This window comes from Aeromonas popoffii (assembly GCF_000820025.1).
Classification (GTDB): Bacteria; Pseudomonadota; Gammaproteobacteria; order Enterobacterales; family Aeromonadaceae; genus Aeromonas; species Aeromonas popoffii.
Window position 1 is genome coordinate 24,113 of record NZ_CDBI01000053.1, and the last position, 19,121, is coordinate 43,233.

A 19,121-nucleotide genomic window follows, 5' to 3' on the forward strand; every position below is an offset into this window, starting at 1 on the left:
TTATTCTTCTTCTTTTTGTAGTTCCACTTCATCCAGGCGCAGGTGCACCAGGATGTGATAGGCCGTTCCCTTGCTCTTGACCTTGATGACCTTGCGCCACTCGGCGCTGTCCGGATCGGCGTAGCGTGCAATCACGCCGATGTAACGGGTCTTTTCGTCAAGCTTGACGGGGGGCAGGTATTTGAACTGGCCGGGCAGCAGGGTGTAGTCCTGATGATCCAGGTAGTTTTTGCCAAGGGCCTTCTCTACATCCGCCGTCACCTGGTCATAGTCGGTGGCGAGCAGCTTGGAATCTTCCGCCAGCACCACAACCTGAAACTCGATGGGCGCCGCCTCCCCGCTCTCGTTGGGGTTGACGTCGGGCTCCGCCAGCAGGCTCAGCCCCAGGGTAGAGGGCTGGTCACCATTGCTGCCCACCTGGATATCCGGATCCATGGCCACGTCGGCCATCTTGCCCATGGTGGTACACCCGGCCAGGGCCAGCAGACAGGCCCCCAGCATCAGCGCACGTATCATCCAATCAGTCCCTGTTGCTGACGCACGGCCTGGTCATATGCCTGGGCATAGACCTGATGGAACAGCTTGTCGAACCCCTGCTGACGGGCAGAGGTCAACTCACGGTAGTAGTGCTGATACATGTTCCAGGCCCAGCCTTCATCGGCCACACCAGGAGCACCGGTACGGCGGTAGTGTTCGAACCGCCCGAGCAGCGCCTCTGGTGAAAACGCCTGTAATATGCTGTCAAGGGCCGCGCCTATGGCCTGCTGGTTTGCGACGTGATGAATGCGCACATTGCGCAGGCTCTCGGCCACCGCCGCCGGCGCTGTCAGATGAACCGGGCTCTTCTGCTCGGCGAACATCACCGCCAGGGTCTCGTCATAGTCGAGCCCGAGGCGCAGCGGGTTGTCCTCGATGGGGCGCAGGTGCCGATCCGCCAGCGCCGCCTGATCGGTTTGCAACTGCAGCAGCCCCTCCACCATGGCACGCACCGTTTTGCCCATCTCTTCGAGCATGTCGTGAGCCTGCTGGGTATCTTGCAGCTGCAGGGATTGACCCAGGCCGCGCATCAAAGGGGTCAGTGCCACGTGATCCACCCCATCCAGCGAAGGGTGGTAGTCGGGGTGATTCTCTATGGTGGGCATATCCAGAAATTCTTGGTTCATGGTGTTCTCGACAGCAGAAAAAGGGGCAAGGGATACGGCGTCCATATCCGGTTGTGAACGTAGTGGTGCCTGCAGGCGGGCGTCCGCCAACGGGGACGGTGCCGCGCGCTCCTGCTGCAACGCCAGCAAGGGATCGACGGCGAGGGTGAGCGGATCGGCCATGGTCCGAGCGCCGTGCTCATCGCTGGTCAACCACTCATCGAGCTGCTCGGAGGGGCGGTTGCCCAGCACCTGTTGCAGGCTCTGCTCGGGGGAGATGGCCCCCAGATAAGCCCGCATCCGGAACGGGCCGACGATCAGCTCGTCACCCTGTTCGAGATGCACCTTGCGGGCCCGTCCTATGGGCGAGGTCGCACCGTTGATATAGGTCTGACCGCTCAGATCACACAGGCAGAAGCGACCGTCGTTAAGCTCGACTCTGGCGTGAGCCGACATGACGGCCCCCAACCTGTCTTTCAGTTGCCAGTCGTCCTGCTCGGAGGCGCCCAGGGTGCCCCCCATTTCGTCGAAGCGATACTGCACCTGCTGGCTGCCGTCGAGCTGCTCGCTGTTGAGCACCACCAGGGAAAGTTGCTGGTTAAAGTCGTCCACATTCACTCCTGCACTGATTCCGACACTGAATTTCCTGCGCTTATTCCTGTACACAGATAGTCACGAACGGGTCACTCGGCGGTTGGCCGAGAAAGGTACTCCAGCCCAGGCGCGCACTCTGTTCCTCCCCTAATCGCAACCCCCGGGCCTGCTCCTGGCCGAAACCGAGTCGCAGATCCCAGGCCAATTGGTCGCGCAGGATGAAGGAGACAAAGGTCACCAGGGCGTGAAAGTGCTCCCCGTTCGGGAGAAACCCGAGAAACTGGCCAAAACTCAGGTTGTTGATCTTCAATAAAAACTTGCCGGCGCAGTCGTTCACCTTGTCGCCGATGACAAAGTCGCTCCCCAGGGTGGCGCAAGCACCGCCCAGCCGGTTTTGCTGATCTTGCTGGATGGGCACCTTGCGCCACTGCCAGGCACTCACCTCCACATCCGCCAGATCGAAACAGTGTGCCACCAGACCGGCTACCACCTCGGGGGAGCGACTGGGGCTGGCCAGCATGCCCGCGTAAGAGAGCATCTTGGCGCGGTTGACTGGCAGGCTCTGGCAGACCGCCTCGTTACCCAACCCCACCAGGGCAAACATCAGGCGGGAAAATCCATCTTCGCCGTTGTCCTGAAAGCGCACGTGATAGCGATACTTGCGCCAGATCCGGTGCAGCAGGGTCAGCAGGCGGTGATGAAAGAAGTCCAGAAACAGACCCAGCTTCTGCTCCCCCTGGGCGTACTCCCACGCCAGTGAGTCGAGGTAATAGCCCGGCATGGGAGACTGGCTGCCATGCAGGCCGAGGAAGGCTACCTCCAGCTCGTGGCGCCCCTTGCCATCTCTACCTATCTGCAACACGTCGCTGGTGGGAAAGCCCAGAGAGGCGGTCGCCTTGAAGCGGATGTTCTCGTCACTCGGCAGATGGTCAAGGCCGCGCTCCTGATCGGCACCGTCCAGCCGGTTGAGCAGCTCAACCAGCTGGAAGAAGTTGAAGCGAGGCGCGTCCCTGGTGGACGTCACATCAGGGAGTGCTGACCGATCTGGACTGGCCATTGATAGCGCTCCTTGTTGTCGAGATTGACCACCTCAAGCAGGTGGAAGGCGTTGACGCTGGCGTACAGCGAGAAGAAGTGCGCCAGTACTGTGCTGAACAGGTAGAGCTCCCCTTCGCTGCCAAAAGCGGACTGGCGAATGGAGAGCACCGACTTGAGTCCACGCACCGGCATGCCCCGCACCAGACGGTCGACCGGGGTGGTTTCAATCTCCTCGATCCCCGCCAGCCGCTTGCGTGACGCCTGCTCCGCCTGCTTGTCATACAACGCAGGAAAGTCATAGGTACGCAGCACCTGCACCAGGGCATCCCGGCGCAGCAGGGAGACATAGTTAAGCGACAGGTTGGAAATGAGGGTCCAGTGCAGGCTGCCATCGAGTGCCGGGCGCAGCGGCCGGGTCGGCCTGATCAGGTTGCGAAAGGTGGCAAACGAGGGCGAGCTGCCGGTCGGCACGCAGATGCTGCCGACCTTGAGACGAGCGGCGCGGGAGCGATTGGTGCAGGTGAGCGTGACAGAAATGGATTCATCCAGATCGATGGTGGTGGTTTCATCACCCCGCACGAACGAAAGGCTGTGCTCGAAACCATCGCCGCTGACCGACTCCCTGACCCGCACCCGGTAATAGAGCGCCAGCCTGTGCTTGGCACGTTCAATCTGGTGCTGAAAACTTTCGAACGGCTGATAGATACGCGGCGTACCGCGGGAGCGGCCCAGATTGCCCTCGACCCACCCTTCAACCTGATCCACCGAGAAGATCTCGAAACTGTCGGCATGGCGATAGCTCGCCTTGAGGGGATACTCCGCCTGACGTCCGTTGAGATTGACCGGCTCACTGTCGTGCTGAAACAGGTTGATGGCCGGCACGCAGTTGAGCATGAAAGAGTCAGGGCGGATCTTGAGCTCCGCCGGCAGGGGCCGATCGAAGCAGAAGTGGATCTTGAACTCGCTCACCGGCAGCGGCTGTTGGGGCCACTCGCCACCCGAGAGTTCGAAGAAGAGGAAGCTCTCCGGAAAGCAGAAGTATTCCTGCAGGATCCGGTAGCCGGAATAGACGTTGTTCGGGTAAGGCAAGAGTGCATCGTCGCGCTCGAAGCCGACCGACTTCAACGCTTTGGCCTCCTGGCGAAAGCGCTTGCCATCGATCTCCAGCTCTATGTGGGAGAGCTGGTTGGAGAGCCAGAAGTAAAGCTCATAGGCGGTATAACTGTCGCCACCGAGGAAAAAGCGCAGCTTGTCCAGCTGCAGTTCGCTCAATGGCAAGGGAGCATGCAGGGCGATATCCAGCGAGATGGTGGAGAGATCGTTGCCACTTTGCGCCGAAATATGATGGATATCTGCCGGATAGACCCAGGTATCGTGACAGGTCTGAAAATGACAGGTCACCTCATCGATGGGCAGGCTGTCGAGCTGGCAACCCTGCCTGACCAGCGCCGGTTGGGCGATGGCCCCCGGAATGACCGAAAACTGCATGATGGTCATACTGGGTACGGGACGCAGATAGTTGGGCCAGAGCATATTGAGCAGACCATGGGTCAGCTCGGGGAACTCATCCTCGATCTTGGCGCGCAGGTTGCCCGTGAGAAACGCAAAACCTTCCAGCAGGCGTTCCACATCCGGGTCGGTATTCTGCTCCGACAGAAAACGGGTGAGTTCGGGATAGGCATCGGCAAATTCGCGCCCTTGCAGGCGCAAAAATGCCAACTCATCCCTGAAGTAATGTTCCAGCGACATTGATCAGACCATGCGGTAGTGACGGTGACTGTCCATATGGACGTTGAACGAGGTAACCTGCTCGATATGCTCCAGCCTCACGTGGGCGGTCACCTGAAATGACATCTCAAGCGGGCTAGCCTGATGGTCGGGTGAACAGACATCCACATGAATGATCCGAGGTTCATAACGACGGATGCATTGCCGGATCGCCTCACGGATCCGCCCCTTGATGTCCGCACTGCCCTGGGTGGCATCATTGAAATCGATGACACCCAGCTCAGGCGCACTGCGGCAATTACCGGGACGGGTATTGAGGATCTGCTCGAGCTGCCGCTTGACAGAATCAACCAATTCCTCAACTTCCGAATGGGGGGAAGAGCCAAGCCCCTCCCCCCGGATACGATCAAACAGACTGGCCGCATTTCCTCTATCCCAGGAAGAGAGATACGGCATCGGGCATTATTCCTTGTCCAGTCGACCTACCAGAGACAGCTCGAAGCTGGCCCCCATGTACTTGAAGTGCGGACGCACGGCCATGGCAACCTGGTACCAACCCGGCTCCCCTTCCACGTCCAGCACCTTGATCTGAGCGGCACGCAGAGGGCGACGGCTACGCACGTCTGCCGGCGGGTTCTCTTGATCGGCAACGAACTGCTTGATCCAGCCATTCAGTTCACGCTCCAGATCCTGACGCTCCTTCCAGGAGCCGATCTGCTCGCGCTGCAACACCTTGATGTAGTGTGCCAGGCGATTGATGATGAACATGTAGGGCAGCTGGGTGCCCAGCTTGTAGTTGGTCTCCGCTTCCCGGCCTTCCTTGGTGTTCGGGAACACCTTGGGTTTTTGCACCGAGTTGGCAGAGAAGAAGGCCGCATTGTCACTGTCTTTGCGCATGGTCAGGGTGATGAACCCCTCTTCGGACAGTTCGTATTCGCGACGGTCGGTGATGAGGACCTCGGTCGGGATCTTGGCTTGCAGCTGACCCATGGCCTCATACACATGTACCGGCAGATCGTGGACGGCGCCACCGCTCTGCGGGCCTATGATGTTCGGGCACCAGCGGTATTTGGCGAAGCTGTCGGTCAGGGAGGTGCCCATCAGGTAGGCGGTATTGCCCCACAGGTAGTGGTCGTGATCCGAGCTGATATCTTCTTGATAGTTGAAGCCCTTGATGGGGTTCTCGGTCGGATCGTACGGCAGACGGGCCAGGAAACGCGGCGCTGTCAGGCCCAGATAGCGGGCATCCTCCGACTCTCGCAGTACGCGCCACTTGCTGTAGGACGGGCCTTCGAAGACCGATTTGAGATCCTTGATAGAGGACAGATCGGTGAAGTTGTCGACGCCGAAAAAGGCGGGGGCAACCGAGGAAATAAAGGGGGCATGGGCCATGGCACCGACGGCACTGACATACTGCATCAGCTTGATATCGGGTGAGCTGTGGGTGAAAGCATAATCACCTATCACGGCACCGACGGGCTGACCGCCAAACTGGCCATAACCGCTGGAATAAACATGCTTGTAGAGACCAGACTGGGTGATTTCAGGAGAAAACTCGAAATCCTCCAGCAGCTCCTCCTTGGTCGCATGCAACACCTGGATCTTGATGTTTTCACGAAAATCGGTGCGATCCACCAGCAACTTGAGTGAACGCCAGGAAGACTCCATCTCCTGCAGCTCTTTGGCATGCAGGATAACGTCCATCTGCTTGCTGAGCTTCTTGTCGAGCTCGACAATCATGCTGTCTACCAGCGCCCTGTTGACCGGATCGCTGGTGGTTCCGTTATCAAGGATGTTAGCGATCAAGGCGGCAACGCCTTGCTTGGCAACACTGTAGCCTTCATCAACCGGAGTGATGCGGGCCTGCGCCATGATTTCGTCCAGCAAGGACGAGGGAGCGGCACTCGCCCCCGCTTGAACCTGTTCTTCGACCAAAGACATGTTTTATTCCTTTCTCGTCAATCAATCCAACCAGCCGATCACTCGGCAGGTTTAATCAAATCCAGCTCCTTGAGCAGTTGCTCACGAGCCTCATCACTGGACAGCAGATCCTGCAAACGATTGCGGAAGGAGGGAATATTTCCCAATGGTCCCTTCAGGGCAACCAGCGCCTCGCGCAGTTCCAGCAGCTTGCGCAGCTCGGGTACTTGCTGGGCCACGCGGTCAGGGGTGAAGTCTTCCAGAGACTGGATCTTGATCGAAACCGGCATCTCCTCTTGGCTGTTCTCCTCCAGGCGATTGGGAACGTAAAAATTCAGTTCCAGTGCGGATTCTTTCATGACGGAAGAAAAATTATTCTTGTCGATGGAGACGGTCTGACGCTCCTCGATAGGCGTTTCTTCGGCACGTCCTTTCATATTGCCTACCACCATCATGGTCAGCGGAAGTTCAACCTCCCCCTGTTGCCCAGTGGTTGCTGGCACATATTTAATATTGACGCGCTCTTTGGGCGCAACAGTGGCGCCATCGATACTCTTTCCCATGCTTTAAATACCAAGTTATGGACCTACTCAGACCCAAAATCTTATAGCCGATGGCTTAACCAACAACTGTAAAAAATGACAGTTGACGATATCGCTGGGTAGCGAAAGGAAAATCCATTGGCCGCTTGATATGTTTTTGATAAATAAAGAGCAGATACTCTAATAATCAAAAACACAGTATGAACCTTGTTAATCACACAACCCACTCATGCCTCCACTCTTTGTGAGAGGTCATGTTGGTTGAAGAGCCATTTGCGACAAATGGTATATTTATATATTTACTCGCGTCAACAAGACATTGAAAACCCCAACAACTTAAAACAAAAAAAATTAACAAAAACAATCACTTAATCGCAAATCAAAGCCGTGGTAAAAAACAAAAAATATATATGCACCATATGCAAAAGAAAAAATGACATAAAGTTCCATGAATGAGCAAGAGACTAAATTTATTCACTCGCACCAGCATGCGACAAGTGTTGGCGCAGCAAGGTGGGTACACTGCAAGCGTCAATAACTGGCGCACAAAGAAAAACATCCTGATATTGATAGGAAATAGCCATAACTGAGATGACCCCTCTCCCTGCTAAAGAATAAAAAAGTGAATCATAAAAAAGCCACTTTGATGAACTCAAGTACATCAATCATGGAGAAAATCATTTAATGATATAAATAAAAATGATGGTACATCCTATTGAATCCTGCTTCTGCTGCTGAGAAAACCTGTGCCGGGACAGCTTCTGACCGGCACTCTTTTCATTCTCTGCCATGCCTTTTTCCAGCTCATCACGAGCCTTGGTCGCATCATTATTACCATCCGTCGCAGCGAGCAGGCACCATGCATAAGCATGCAGTCTATTGCGCGGTACCCTCAATCCCTGCTCACGCATCACCCCCATGCGATACTGGGCCGATCTATGATGGGCGTTGGCAGCCAATCGATATAGTGGTAAGCCAGCTTGTTGCCATCAGGCAGCTGCCAGTGGGACAGCCGCCCCATGGCATCATGCTTGAAATAGCTGGAAGCCCAGCCCTGATGCTCGGCCAGCAGATTGCCTGCGGTATCGTATTCAAAGGTGAGTGGCCAGGCGCCATCATCCACCTGCATCAACTGACCGTACTGGTCATAGCTGAACTGGATTTCACGGCCATCGGGCAAGGTTTTTGTCAGCAGCCGCCCCATGGGGTCTCGCTCATAGCGGGTGACCAGCTCGGTCTCCTGCTTGCCGAACTCGACCTTCTCGCTCAGGTGGCCGTTAAGGTCGTAGCGATAAGCGGTGGTGCGGCCATCAAAGCCGGTTTCCCGCGCGACCAAGCCATTGGGGAAATAGTGAATGCGGTGCTGTTCGCCATGCTCGTTCTCAATCTCACTCAAGAAGAGCTTGGCATTGTCGTAGCGATAGTTAAGCTCACTGCCATCGGGGTTGATGCGGCGGCTCACCAGATGCAGGCCGGGGTGATATTCGTAGCGGTTCTCGCGGCCCAGCTCGTCCCACTCGGCCGTCACCTTGACGTAGGCGTTGTTGTGGTGAAAAAGTAAATGAAACAAGGTCTTGGTATAGCATGTTTCTGACCTTTCACATATCCATCTTGTAAAACATGGATGATTTTAAATCAATTAAATTTCTGGATTCAGAAAAATTTAATAAAATAAATCAAGCCATTTTCACGCACTATCTCAACCACATAAAAATCAAAAATTCACATTGCAACCAATGAATTTAGATGGAATAAAATCAGCTAACCAAACAATATCATTACCACGATAGAAAACTACGTTGCTTTTCATCGCATCTTCTGAATTTATTTGCAACAGAGCCGGCTTGGGGGATTTACGTTGACCAACTTTGCTTGCTGTACCAATATCAATGGAAAGATGCACATATTGCCGCCCCATCGGCAACAACCCATTTCTTAATATTATACTGGCAAGCTCTGGTGACGTACCGTGATACAGTATGGCTGGTGGTGTTGATGGCTGTTTAAGCAGTTTTTGAGGTACTGAATGGCCATATAGCGCCCGAATTTTACCATCGCATATTTCATGTCGTTTTTTATCTGATGCCTTGATAATATTAATCAGTGTATCGCTGGTAATATCACACCATTTTGAATTCTCTCGGCGTAATACATTGATTAGATCACCAACCTGCACCCACCCATCGTCATCTAACTCCAATTCGTAAATCCATGGCTCATGACGAAGAGCATGAGAAACTACGCGACTGATTTTATCAAACTCCTTTTCGTTAACCATAAAAGCCCCCATTAAATTCCAATACCACATTTATCATTTACTCATACTCATCCTCATCCCAAGATTCATGTTCAGCTATGGCCGCCGTTAACCATGTATCGAAATCAGGATATGTTCCATGACATGAGCAATCTATTGTAGAAAATGAATTAATAATTACAACATCACCATTTTTCAGGTCAAAACAGGCAACATCATCATTTGCAATATATTTAGCAAACGGAAGCAAGGAATATATTGGGTATTGCTCACTTAATATCTTTCGCCAAGAGTCAACCCGTTTTTCATAATGAGCTAGCATTGTCCATGGTTCGAAATCCTTAGACATCTTGCTTTTCAAAAAAGTAAGGTATCCTTGAGGATAGTCAAATTCATCTACACCAATAGCACCTAAGAATATATTCATTACTTTTTACCACTTAGTTTTGGGTCAACATTTGAGCCGTACGGATTTGACTTTGCAAATACTTTAGGCTTCTGACTGTTTATTCTCAACAAAATAGCCTCACCCCATGTATCAGGAGCAGTGCTAGCCTTTGTAAATCGCTCCCGCTCAGCTTCTGTAAGAGGACGACCAAAATCATTAACTCTCGCTTGGACTTTTACACCGGCCTCTCTTGCTGCTCTTACACGAGTATTATCCATTGATGTCAGCCCACCATCAGGCATTTTTACTACATCGATAGGATCACCTTGCCAACCGTTTTTCCTCATACTAGCGACAAGTTCATCATATGTATAAGGCTTACCACTCCCTCTTTCTGTCTTATTGAATGAAACCGAATTTTGAGAAAAACGAATTTCTTGAGGATCAAGGTGCACAACTGGAGGTCGTGGGCCTTCCATTTTTTTATCTACAACTTTTTCGGAATCCGGACACTGCCCCAGTATATTCGTCAACCCCAACGGATCTACCCAACCAATCGGGTTGGGGGCATACTGGTAGTTGTTCAGCCCGCCAGCCAAGCCTATCGGGTCGGGGGTGATAAATCTACCCGTTTCAGGCTGGTAGTAACGGTGACGGTTGTAGTGAAGGCCGGTCTCGGCATCAAAATATTGCCCTTGAAAACGCAGCGGCGTCGCCACTTCCGCTATATCTTCCCGCCACACATTGCCATAGGCGCGATAACGCACCTGCCAAGCGGTCGCCCCATTATCGCGAGTCAACGCCAGCGGGGTACCGAGGTGGTCAAGTTGATAATGGAATACCTCGGCATCCGTCCCTTCCCCTTCCAGCTGCACCAATGGCTTGAAGCTGCCCGGCTCATAGATAAAGCTGCGGTATTGCTCGTCGGTGCGATGCTTATCACCACCAAATTGATAACTGCTTTCGGCAATCAGGTTGTTGGCCTGCCACAAGAATTCGGTGACAAGTTCGCCCTTTGTCCCACTCACCCTCTTGCGAGTACGGCGGCCAAAGGCGTCGTAGTCATAATTAGCCGTGGTGCCATCCGGCAGTTCAGCCCTGACTAGCTGGTGCTGGCAGTCGTATTGATAACGGGTAACCAGTGACTGGCCTTTGCCACGGCGCTCGATGGCCAATCGACCAAATTCGTCGTACTCAAAATGGCGATCGCCACTCAACAGCAGCCGGTTACCCTGGGTGCGCGCCCCATCAAACTGACCACCCGGCGTCTGGCTCAACAGGTTGCCCGCCGGATCATGCAGGAACCGCTCGGTCAGTTCACCACGCACCTCCAGCAAGCGATCCAGCGGGTCGTAGCGGTAGTGCTGCTCCCCTTGCACGCTGTCATTGATCTGCAGCAGATTGCCGGTGCGGTCATAGCCGTAACGCCGCTCACGGGCGACCTGTTTGCCCCGTTGCAGTCGCAGCGCCGTCAGGCGCCCCTGCTCGTCATATTCGTATTGCTGGGTCAGCGCCCCCTGGCTGCGGCGCATCTCCAATCCGCCCACCCTCTGATGGCGAGTCAGCTCGGCGCCGTTCAGATCAATCCCGCTTAGCTCGCCATTGAGGTAGTGGTAAGCCAGCTGGTTGCCATCGGGCAGCTGCCAATGGGACAGCCGCCCCATGGCATCATGCTTGAAATAGCTGGAAGCCCAGCCCTGATGCTCGGCCAGCAGATTGCCTGCGCTATCGTATTCAAAGGTGAGCGGCCAGGCGCCATCATCCACCTGGGTCAACTGACCGTACTGGTCATAGCTGAACTGGATTTCACGACCATCGGGCAAGGTTTTTGTAAGCAGCCGCCCCATGGGGTCTCGCTCATAGCGGGTGACCAGCTCGGTCTCCTGCTTGCCGAACTCTACCTTCTCGCTCAGGTGGCCGTTGAGGTCGTAGCGGTAAGCGGTGGTGCGGCCATCAAAGCCGGTTTCCCGCGCGACCAGGCCATTGGGGAAGTAGTGAATGCGGTGCTGCTCGCCATGCTCGTTCTCAATCTCGCTCAAGAAGAGCTTGGCATTGTCGTAGCGATAGTTAAGCTCACTGCCGTCCGGGTTGATGCGGCGGCTCACCAGATGCAGGCCGGGGTGATATTCGTAGCGAGTCTCGCGGCCCAGCTCGTCCCACTCGGCCGTCACCTTACCGTAGAGGGGAAGTAAACAAACAAAAAGGTCAGGACATTACGTTATCCAGACCTTTACACATCCACATTTTGGAAGAGGGCTGACTGAATTAATAAAGGTTCAGTCCAGTGTCTGGCGATAACCAGACCTGTACAGATTGCTCTGTGAATGCCCAATTACGCTGCGCTAATCGAGCCTACGGCCCTAGTCATAACCACTGCTCTATAGTACAGACGCCTTACACTGGTTAAAAAATCATCCAACCCAAGTTATCTCTATTGAGTTAAAATTCTCTCTTACTACTCAGCTTCGAACGCTTGTTCTCAGTAAAAATGGTGAGAGTCTCAATATTTATATTGGTCTAACCATAACGATACATAGCTTCATCAAGTAGCTCTTTCTCAGCATCAGAGTACTTTGATTGGTCATACCCTTTCATACTCTCCCAAATCCCCCTTATGGGTATTCGTCTATTCTTATCTTTGAGAATTTCAATCAGATTTTCATAGTCATAAAAAAAATCCTCTTTATGATTTTCAATAAGAATTATTAATTGTTCTCTAAAGTATTCACCTTCGGTCATAATCATTCCTTTGGTAAAATATCAATTGCATCAGCCTTTATATATAAAGACTCATCCGTGTTAGGAACTAATTGTCTAGCACCACCCTTCCCATACTTTGGATAAGCCTCAGTGAATGGTTCTAGATCAGGCCCTTTACCCCCATGACTTCTAGGCACTTCCACTCTTGGAACACCTGAGCCATCATATAATTGCAAAGTATCAAACTTGATACGTAATCGTCCATCACTCCATGACTTATCTGGATCATTCATCGTCACATGTTTTGGCGCTCGAATCTGGAATGCCTCTGTAACCTGATTTCCTGTATCTAATTTATCAAAACCGAAATATGACAGTCGAGCTTCTCCCGTATTAATTGCATCTTGGCCGTATTTATATAATGAGCCATCATCATTTAAATATCTATCATACCTATACCCAGTACTCGGCAATGTCGAGTCAGGGCCACTTGGGCCAACATAAAAATCGGGTTTACTTTGGCCAACACTCGGTGGTGCTTCCGGCCCACCTTGCAAGCTTGGGCTGGCTTTACCATCAATATTATTCAGCCCATTTTCTTTTACATTCTTCAACCCCAACGGATCCACCCAGCCGGTGGGGTTGGGGGCATACTGGTAGTTGTTAAGCCCGCCAGCCAAGCCTATCGGGTCGGGGGTGATAAATCTACCCGTTTCAGGCTGGTAGTAGCGGTGACGGTTGTAGTGCAGACCAGTCTCGGCATCAAAATATTGCCCCTGAAAACGCAAGGGAGCGGCAACGTCGGCGATCTCTTCCCGCCACACATTGCCATAGGCGCGATAACGCACCTGCCAGGCAGTCGCTCCATTGTCACGAGTCAACGCCAGCGGGGTACCGAGGTGGTCAAGTTGATAGTGGAATACCTCGGCATCCTGCCCTTCCCCTTCCAGCTGCACCAATGGCTTGAAACTGCCCGGCTCATAGATAAAGCTGCGGTATTGCTCGTCGGTGCGACGTTTATCATCACCAAGCTGATAACTGCTTTCGGCAATCAGGTTGTTCGCCTGCCACAAGAATTCGGTGACAAGTTCGCCCTTTGTCCCACTCACCCTCTTGCGAGTACGGCGGCCAAAGGCGTCGTAGTCATAATTAGCCGTGGTGCCATCCGGCAGTTCAGCCCTGACTAGCTGGTGCTGGCAGTCGTATTGATAACGGGTAACCAGTGACTGGCCTTTGCCACGGCGCTCGATGGCCAATCGACCAAATTCGTCGTACTCAAAATGGCGATCGCCACTCAACAGCAGCCGGTTACCCTGGGTACGAGCTCCCTCAAACTGACCACCCGGCGTCTGGCTCAACAGGTTGCCCGCCGGATCATGCAGGAACCGCTCGGTCAGTTCACCACGCACCTCCAGCAAGCGGTCCAGCGGGTCGTAGCGGTAGTGCTGCTCCCCTTGCACACTGTCATTGATCTGCAGCAGATTGCCAGTGCGGTCATAACCGTAACGCCGCTCACGAGCAACCTGTTTGCCCCGTTGCAATCGCAGCGCCGTCAGGCGCCCTTGCTCGTCATATTCGTATTGTTGGGTCAGCGCCCCCTGGCTGCGGCGCATCTCCAATCCACTAACCATCTGGTGGCGAGTCAGCTCGGAGCCGTTCAGATCAATCCCGCTTAGCTCGCCATTGAGGTAGTGGTAAGCCAGTTGGTTGCCATCGGGCAGCTGCCAATGGGACAGCCGCCCCATGGCGTCATGCTTGAAATAGCTGGAAGCCCAGCCCTGATGCTCGGCCAGCAGATTGCCTGCGGTATCGTATTCAAAGGTGAGTGGCCAGGCGCCATCATCCACCTGCATCAACTGACCGTACTGGTCATAGCTGAACTGGATTTCACGGCCATCGGGCAAGGTTTTTGTCAGCAGCCGCCCCATGGGGTCTCGCTCATAGCGGGTGACCAGCTCGGTCTCCTGCTTGCCGAACTCTACCTTCTCGCTCAGGTGGCCGTTGAGGTCGTAGCGGTAAGCGGTGGTGCGGCCATCAAAGCCGGTTTCCCGCGCGACCAGGCCATTGGGGAAGTAGTGAATGCGGTGCTGTTCGCCATGCTCGTTCTCAATCTCGCTCAAGAAGAGCTTGGCATTGTCGTAGCGATACTTAAGCTCACTGCCGTCCGGGTTGATGCGGCGGCTCACCAGATGCAGGCCAGGGTGATATTCGTAGCGGGTCTCGCGGCCCAGCTCGTCCCACTCGGCCGTCACCTTGCCGTAGGCGTTATATTCGAAACGGCGGATGCCACCACCAGGCAGATACACAGCTTGCAAGCGATCTGCCGCATTCCATTCATAACGGGTAATCGCGCCACGCGGGTCGCGCCGTACTATCTGGCGACCCCGCTCGTCATAGCGCCAGCGGGTCACGCCACCGTTGGCCCCCTTCTCCTCAATCAGCTGCCCAAGGCGGTTCCAGCCCAGTTCGATGCGGCTGCCATCGGGTTGCACCACGGTGCCGAGCTTGCCTTGCACGTTATAGCTGTAGCGAGTCTCCCGGCCAAGGGGATCCCGTCTTGCAATCACATCCCCTTGCTCGTTGCGTTCAAAACGCCACTCACGATCCCCCTGCACCACCTTGCGAACCCGACCATCCCAATAGTGATAGGCTGTCTGACTGCCATCGGGAGCAATCTCGCGCTCCAGCAAGCCCGCTTCGTCATAGTGGTAACGGGTTTCGCCCCCCAGCGCATCGCGGGCCAGCATTTTCTGACCCTTGTCGTTATAGACAAACTCGCTGACCGCGCCGTCGGGATCTTGCTGACGGATCAGCCGGGCGTTGCTGTCATGCTGGTACACCTCCTGACTGCCATCCGCATTGCTGACCGTCACTTCACCCTTGTCATCATCCCAGGTGTAACTGACATCAAAACGGGCAACATCACTCCAGTGGCGCACCGCGCGCGCCAGCTTCCCTTCCCGCTCCCACTCCCAGAAAAAACCTGCGCCTCCCGCCAGTCGGCGCTCCAGGATCACCCCATCAGGGCGATAGCGGTAACGTTCGCACTCACCGGCCCCGTTTTCAGCTACCACCAGGTGCCCTGCATCGTCATAGTAATAACGTTGCAAGGTCGCTTCTGGCTGCCAGTTAATACCGTCAAAATGCTGTAATTCGACAGCGGCCAGATATGCCTTTTGATAGACAATGCGAAGAGCCAGACCGCCCTCGTTTTCTATCCAGCAGGGGCGCCCCTGCTCATCGGCGCGGATAGTAAGCCGGTTGCCATAAAGATCCGACATGGCCGTCAGACGGCCTGTCTTGCCATGCCAGGTGAAATGCAGGAAGGGCGATCCCGCCTTGGCTACTATCACCTCGTCAGGCTCATCCCCCAGATAAATGGCCGCCTCTGACAACTGGTTGGTGATCATGGGTCTGGTTGCCGAGGGCATCGGCAACTCGATAGCAAGAGACTCCTGATCCCACCAGGTCAGGCTATCTCCGTGACGTTCGAGCCGATGGGCCAGCGCATGACTCCACCCCGCCCCCATGCCACAGGAACGCTCAACAGCTGACGTGCGATAGAGGCGACCAAAGGTAAACGGCAACATGCCCGGCAGATGGGCATCCTCCAGCGCCAGCAACTCCTCGCCGGTGACCATAGACACAGGGCAGTTGTTCTTGCAGGTTTTGGCTTCAGGTTGATGGGGTTTATTGACCGGTGTTGTCGCCGTTTTCGAGGTATCCGGCGTCTTTTTAAGCTGCTTAAGCTCGGAATGGGGCTGGAATTTGCGCTTGGCTGCTGTCCCCTTTTCCACCAGTGTTTTGGCGCTGCCATCTACCAGTTTGAGATCCGCCTTCTTGGCAGGGCTCAGCTTGGCAGACCCGGCGATCAACACCTTCTTGGCCGTTTGGGCATGTTGCGCCAGATTGTGCTTTTTGGAGAGATTGACCAGCGAGGTCACCAGACGCATCACTCTATCGCTGCTCTTGGCCGCTGAAGCCGCCTTGGCGCCATAACGGGCAGCAAGCCCGGCCCCACCAGTCAATATCACACCGATGATGACATCAATCAGCACAGAAGAGATCACTTGAGACCCAAACTCGGTCTGCTGATCCGGCGGCAGCATCTTGACCCAGCTCACCAGCGCGTAGGCATAGAGATAGAGCAGCGCTTCATCCTGGAGCACCAGCATGGCGGCTTCCATCTGGGATGCCCCCGCCTGAGCCATGGCTGCGGCATCGACGCCGAGCTCGGCCAGCTTCTTGGCATTGCCCACCGGATCGGCCAGCAGGTTGTAGATGGTTTTAAGATCGTCCCACACCCCGACCAGCGCCTTGCCAACCCCACTGGCAGCTGCCAACGCATGGCTGCCAAACCCGGCCCCCGTGGCGTTATAACGGCCCCACGCAGCTTTGTGCTCGCTGTTCCACTCCTTGGTCAGCCAGGCCTCCAGATCCTGTTGCACCGGTACATAGGAGGCAAACAAGGCATCAAGATCACTCTTCTTCACCTTGGGATAGAAGGTCACCTGATAGGACTGGCCCGGAGTCAGCTTACCGACTTCGGCAATCCCCTTGGCATCCAGGGTTCCCTCATTCGCTACCCCCTCACTGACAAAACGCCCACGAACCATCTTGCCCGCTTCCACCTTGTAGGGGGTGTTACCGATGGGAATGAAGCGCACGGATTCAAACAGATGGACCAGCCGCAAGGTGCCGCTCAACGGGCACTGCGTCACCACGGATTGCGCCTTCTTGCTGCTTGATGAGGCTTTTATCGTCTTGTCACCAACCTTGATGGTCTGCTCCATGTCCATACCCAGCATGTCGCCCAGAAAGAAACTCTCGGCATCCTTGCGGTACTCAGTCAGGGCATTACGATAATCGGCGATCACCTGGGTGAAGACGGCCTGGCCGGCATTACTCATGCTTGAACCTCGTTGAGCAGCGCCGCTTCCAGCGCTGGAAATAGATCGATATCTGGGGATGGGCAGCGGGAAATGAAACGGGCGATTTTGCACCTGAGATTGGCCTCGGGAAAAGACCAGTAAAGCTGGCCATTCTGATCTGCCAACTGTTGCATCAGGTTGTTGATAAGGGGACCTGTATCTTGCCCGGCCAACGCGGCTGCGATAGCGGGAGGAAGTTCCCACCAGGGAAACGGACGTGCAGCGCAAGGCTCCGATGGTCCCCATGAAAATGCATTGCCCTGGCACCACATCGCATCCAGTTGCGGCAACAGCGTCGTCATGCCATCACCAAGCTGCGAGGCGATGGCAGACATATACACACCATCCCAATAGCGAAAGAACACGGCGTCCCCCAGATGCCAGATCTGGGTCAGCCCCTGAAAATGGCCATAGAGGGTGCCAACAGGTTGCGCTGTCGCCAGAATAAATCCCCAATCGCGAGCATCGGTCGTCTCTGCCCATTCGATAAAAGGACTCTCCTTGTCCAGCGCGACCAGATAGGGCATCACGGGGAGCCAATCGTGATAGGGGGTACCAAGATAGAGTCCGCGCGGTGTATGACGGCCATCAAGCTGGTAGTAGTGCGGCAAGGGCGCCGCATCGCTGGCCCCTGCCAGTACGGCATAGAGTGGGCTAGTTTGCTCAGCCACCCACTCTGCAAGCGACATAGCCTCAGATTTCACAGCCGCCCTCCTTGCACTTCTCACACTCCTCACAGAAAGGTGCGGCACTCTTCATGGTCGCAAGCTGGGCAGGACTGAGCGGCACTTTGGGTATGGGGGGAACACTCACCCCCAAGGGGCCCAGGGGGGATTTTCCGGCCCATCCTGACCCCGAACCGGCACTGCCACCCGAGTTCATCTTGATAGTCGGGCCGACCATAGTGACGCCACCGCCATCGACCTTGATAAAGCAGCCGCCGACCTTGACGGTAATTTCAGATCCCGCCTCCAACACCACCTTGGCACCGGCCTTGACGTGTACTTCCTGTCCCGCCTGGGTCAGCCAGCTATCTCCCAGTTTCTGGTGCATGGAGGCATCGACGGTGAGGGAATAGTCCGCCTTGATGTGGTCGCGCTTCTCGCCCTCCACCGTCAGGTGGTCGTTGGCCTTGATGCGGGTGACCCGCTCGTTGTCGATGTCGGTGTGCTGGTCGTGCTTGATGTGCCAAGCCGCATCGTTCTCGATGAGCACATTCAGGTCTTTCTGACCGTGAATGTAAATCTCTTCCTGTCCGGCCTGGTCTTCAAAACGCAGCTCGTTGAAGCCTTCACCCTGATGAGTTTCGGTGCGCAGCACTGTGCGCGTCTTGTTGGCGGGCAGCTCGTAAGGCGGTCGGTTGGTGGCGTGGAAGGTGCGACCGGTGACGATGGGCTGGTCCGGGTCCCCTTCCAGAAAGCTCACGATGACCTCGTGGCCGATACGGGGGATGGCCATCATGCCGTACTGGCCGCCTGCCCAACCCTGACTCACCCGTACCCAGCAGGAGCTCTGGTCGTTGCTCGAGCCGTAACGGTCCCACGGGAACTGCAGTTTTACCCGGCCATGCTCGTCGCAGTAAATCTCCTCCCCCTCCGGGCCAACCACTATCGCGATTTGTGGGCCGTCCACCATCGGCTTGTGGGGTGCCTGTGGGCTGCCAATACGGGCGCGCCAGGTGGTGCTCGCTTTGACCACGCCAAATTCGTTGTGGTAGACGGTCGGGCCACTGCCGCCCTCCTCTTCCAGCGCCTGTGGCTGTTCACCGGTGTGGCGGATATGAACAATTTGCCAGTCGGTATTGAGCGCCCCGTTCGGGTGTTCGGTCAGCGAGAAGCTCTGGCCCGGCAAGAGGGCTGCGCTGTTGGACTTGCCACTGCC

15 protein-coding genes and 1 pseudogene are annotated in these 19,121 nt (G+C 55.1%); all 16 read right to left on the reverse strand.

The window, feature by feature from the left end; genetic code table 11:
* Nucleotides 1–516, reverse strand: a complete 516-nt coding sequence (gene tssJ, locus BN1129_RS10340) for a type VI secretion system lipoprotein TssJ (protein ID WP_042036279.1) — start codon at nucleotides 514–516, stop codon at nucleotides 1–3.
* Nucleotides 513–1,754, reverse strand: coding sequence for a type VI secretion system-associated FHA domain protein TagH (tagH, locus tag BN1129_RS10345; protein ID WP_042036281.1), 1,242 nt, complete (start codon nucleotides 1,752–1,754; stop codon nucleotides 513–515). Before tagH ends, tssJ begins: the two co-directional genes overlap by 4 nt.
* Before the next feature lie 40 nt (nucleotides 1,755–1,794).
* Nucleotides 1,795–2,793: a type VI secretion system baseplate subunit TssG gene (tssG, locus tag BN1129_RS10350; protein WP_042036282.1), complete on the reverse strand. Its 999-nt coding sequence runs from the start codon at nucleotides 2,791–2,793 to the stop codon at nucleotides 1,795–1,797.
* A complete protein-coding gene (gene tssF / locus BN1129_RS10355) occupies nucleotides 2,757–4,523 on the reverse strand; it encodes a type VI secretion system baseplate subunit TssF (RefSeq protein WP_042036284.1) in 1,767 nt (588 codons plus the stop codon). The genes tssG and tssF overlap by 37 nt, the downstream gene beginning before the upstream one ends.
* A 3-nt stretch (nucleotides 4,524–4,526) precedes the next feature.
* The gene (tssE, locus tag BN1129_RS10360; RefSeq protein WP_042036286.1) at nucleotides 4,527–4,958 is read right to left on the reverse strand and encodes a type VI secretion system baseplate subunit TssE; all 432 of its coding nucleotides are present in this window, start codon (nucleotides 4,956–4,958) and stop codon (nucleotides 4,527–4,529) included.
* A 6-nt stretch (nucleotides 4,959–4,964) separates the two neighbouring features.
* On the reverse strand, nucleotides 4,965–6,443 hold the full coding sequence (tssC, locus tag BN1129_RS10365; RefSeq protein ID WP_042036288.1) for a type VI secretion system contractile sheath large subunit: 1,479 nt from the start codon (nucleotides 6,441–6,443) through the stop codon (nucleotides 4,965–4,967).
* A 38-nt stretch (nucleotides 6,444–6,481) separates the two neighbouring features.
* Entirely contained in the window at nucleotides 6,482–6,985 is a 504-nt protein-coding gene (gene tssB, locus BN1129_RS10370) for a type VI secretion system contractile sheath small subunit (protein WP_042036289.1), read from the reverse strand.
* 656 nt (nucleotides 6,986–7,641) lie between these two features.
* Nucleotides 7,642–7,929 (reverse strand): annotated as a pseudogene (locus BN1129_RS10375) (hypothetical protein); the annotation flags it as partial.
* Nucleotides 7,875–8,492 carry an RHS repeat domain-containing protein gene (locus tag BN1129_RS24580; protein ID WP_479686007.1) on the reverse strand — a complete coding sequence of 206 codons (618 nt, stop codon included), beginning with the start codon at nucleotides 8,490–8,492 and terminating at the stop codon, nucleotides 7,875–7,877. The gene BN1129_RS24580 and the pseudogene BN1129_RS10375, both read right to left, overlap by 55 nt.
* 186 nt (nucleotides 8,493–8,678) lie before the next feature.
* A complete protein-coding gene (locus BN1129_RS22470) occupies nucleotides 8,679–9,272 on the reverse strand; it encodes an RNA 2'-phosphotransferase (RefSeq protein ID WP_209418502.1) in 594 nt (197 codons plus the stop codon).
* A gap of 7 nt (nucleotides 9,273–9,279) precedes the next feature.
* Nucleotides 9,280–9,648, reverse strand: a complete 369-nt coding sequence (locus BN1129_RS23300; RefSeq protein WP_157013335.1) for a hypothetical protein — start codon at nucleotides 9,646–9,648, stop codon at nucleotides 9,280–9,282.
* Nucleotides 9,648–11,714, reverse strand: coding sequence for an RHS repeat-associated core domain-containing protein (locus tag BN1129_RS10385; protein WP_244463041.1), 2,067 nt, complete (start codon nucleotides 11,712–11,714; stop codon nucleotides 9,648–9,650). The genes BN1129_RS23300 and BN1129_RS10385 overlap by 1 nt, the downstream gene beginning before the upstream one ends.
* 412 nt (nucleotides 11,715–12,126) lie before the next feature.
* Nucleotides 12,127–12,348: a hypothetical protein gene (locus tag BN1129_RS10390; protein ID WP_042036294.1), complete on the reverse strand. Its 222-nt coding sequence runs from the start codon at nucleotides 12,346–12,348 to the stop codon at nucleotides 12,127–12,129.
* A 2-nt stretch (nucleotides 12,349–12,350) separates the two neighbouring features.
* Nucleotides 12,351–17,219 carry an RHS repeat-associated core domain-containing protein gene (locus tag BN1129_RS10395; RefSeq protein WP_244463042.1) on the reverse strand — a complete coding sequence of 1,623 codons (4,869 nt, stop codon included), beginning with the start codon at nucleotides 17,217–17,219 and terminating at the stop codon, nucleotides 12,351–12,353.
* Nucleotides 17,216–17,929 (reverse strand): DUF4123 domain-containing protein, encoded by a 714-nt coding sequence (locus tag BN1129_RS10400; RefSeq protein ID WP_157013337.1) that lies wholly within the window; start codon nucleotides 17,927–17,929, stop codon nucleotides 17,216–17,218. The genes BN1129_RS10395 and BN1129_RS10400 overlap by 4 nt, the downstream gene beginning before the upstream one ends.
* A 4-nt stretch (nucleotides 17,930–17,933) precedes the next feature.
* Nucleotides 17,934–19,121 (reverse strand): type VI secretion system tip protein TssI/VgrG (tssI, locus tag BN1129_RS10405; protein WP_042036297.1); only part of this gene is annotated, 1,188 nt, incomplete at its 5' end.

Bases quoted from the DNA above. Each gene is read 5' to 3' on its own strand.
- tssJ (WP_042036279.1), bottom strand. From the start codon at position 516: ATGATACGTGCGCTGATGCTGGGGGCCTGTCTGCTGGCCCTGGCCGGG.
- tssG (WP_042036282.1), bottom strand. From the start codon at position 2,793: ATGGCCAGTCCAGATCGGTCAGCACTCCCTGATGTGACGTCCACCAGG.
- tssF (WP_042036284.1), bottom strand. From the start codon at position 4,523: ATGTCGCTGGAACATTACTTCAGGGATGAGTTGGCATTTTTGCGCCTG.
- tssE (WP_042036286.1), bottom strand. From the start codon at position 4,958: ATGCCGTATCTCTCTTCCTGGGATAGAGGAAATGCGGCCAGTCTGTTT.
- tssC (WP_042036288.1), bottom strand. From the start codon at position 6,443: ATGTCTTTGGTCGAAGAACAGGTTCAAGCGGGGGCGAGTGCCGCTCCC.
- tssB (WP_042036289.1), bottom strand. From the start codon at position 6,985: ATGGGAAAGAGTATCGATGGCGCCACTGTTGCGCCCAAAGAGCGCGTC.
- BN1129_RS22470 (WP_209418502.1), bottom strand. From the start codon at position 9,272: ATGTGGTATTGGAATTTAATGGGGGCTTTTATGGTTAACGAAAAGGAG.
- BN1129_RS23300 (WP_157013335.1), bottom strand. From the start codon at position 9,648: ATGAATATATTCTTAGGTGCTATTGGTGTAGATGAATTTGACTATCCT.
- BN1129_RS10390 (WP_042036294.1), bottom strand. From the start codon at position 12,348: ATGACCGAAGGTGAATACTTTAGAGAACAATTAATAATTCTTATTGAA.
- BN1129_RS10395 (WP_244463042.1), bottom strand. From the start codon at position 17,219: ATGAGTAATGCCGGCCAGGCCGTCTTCACCCAGGTGATCGCCGATTAT.
- BN1129_RS10400 (WP_157013337.1), bottom strand. From the start codon at position 17,929: ATGTCGCTTGCAGAGTGGGTGGCTGAGCAAACTAGCCCACTCTATGCC.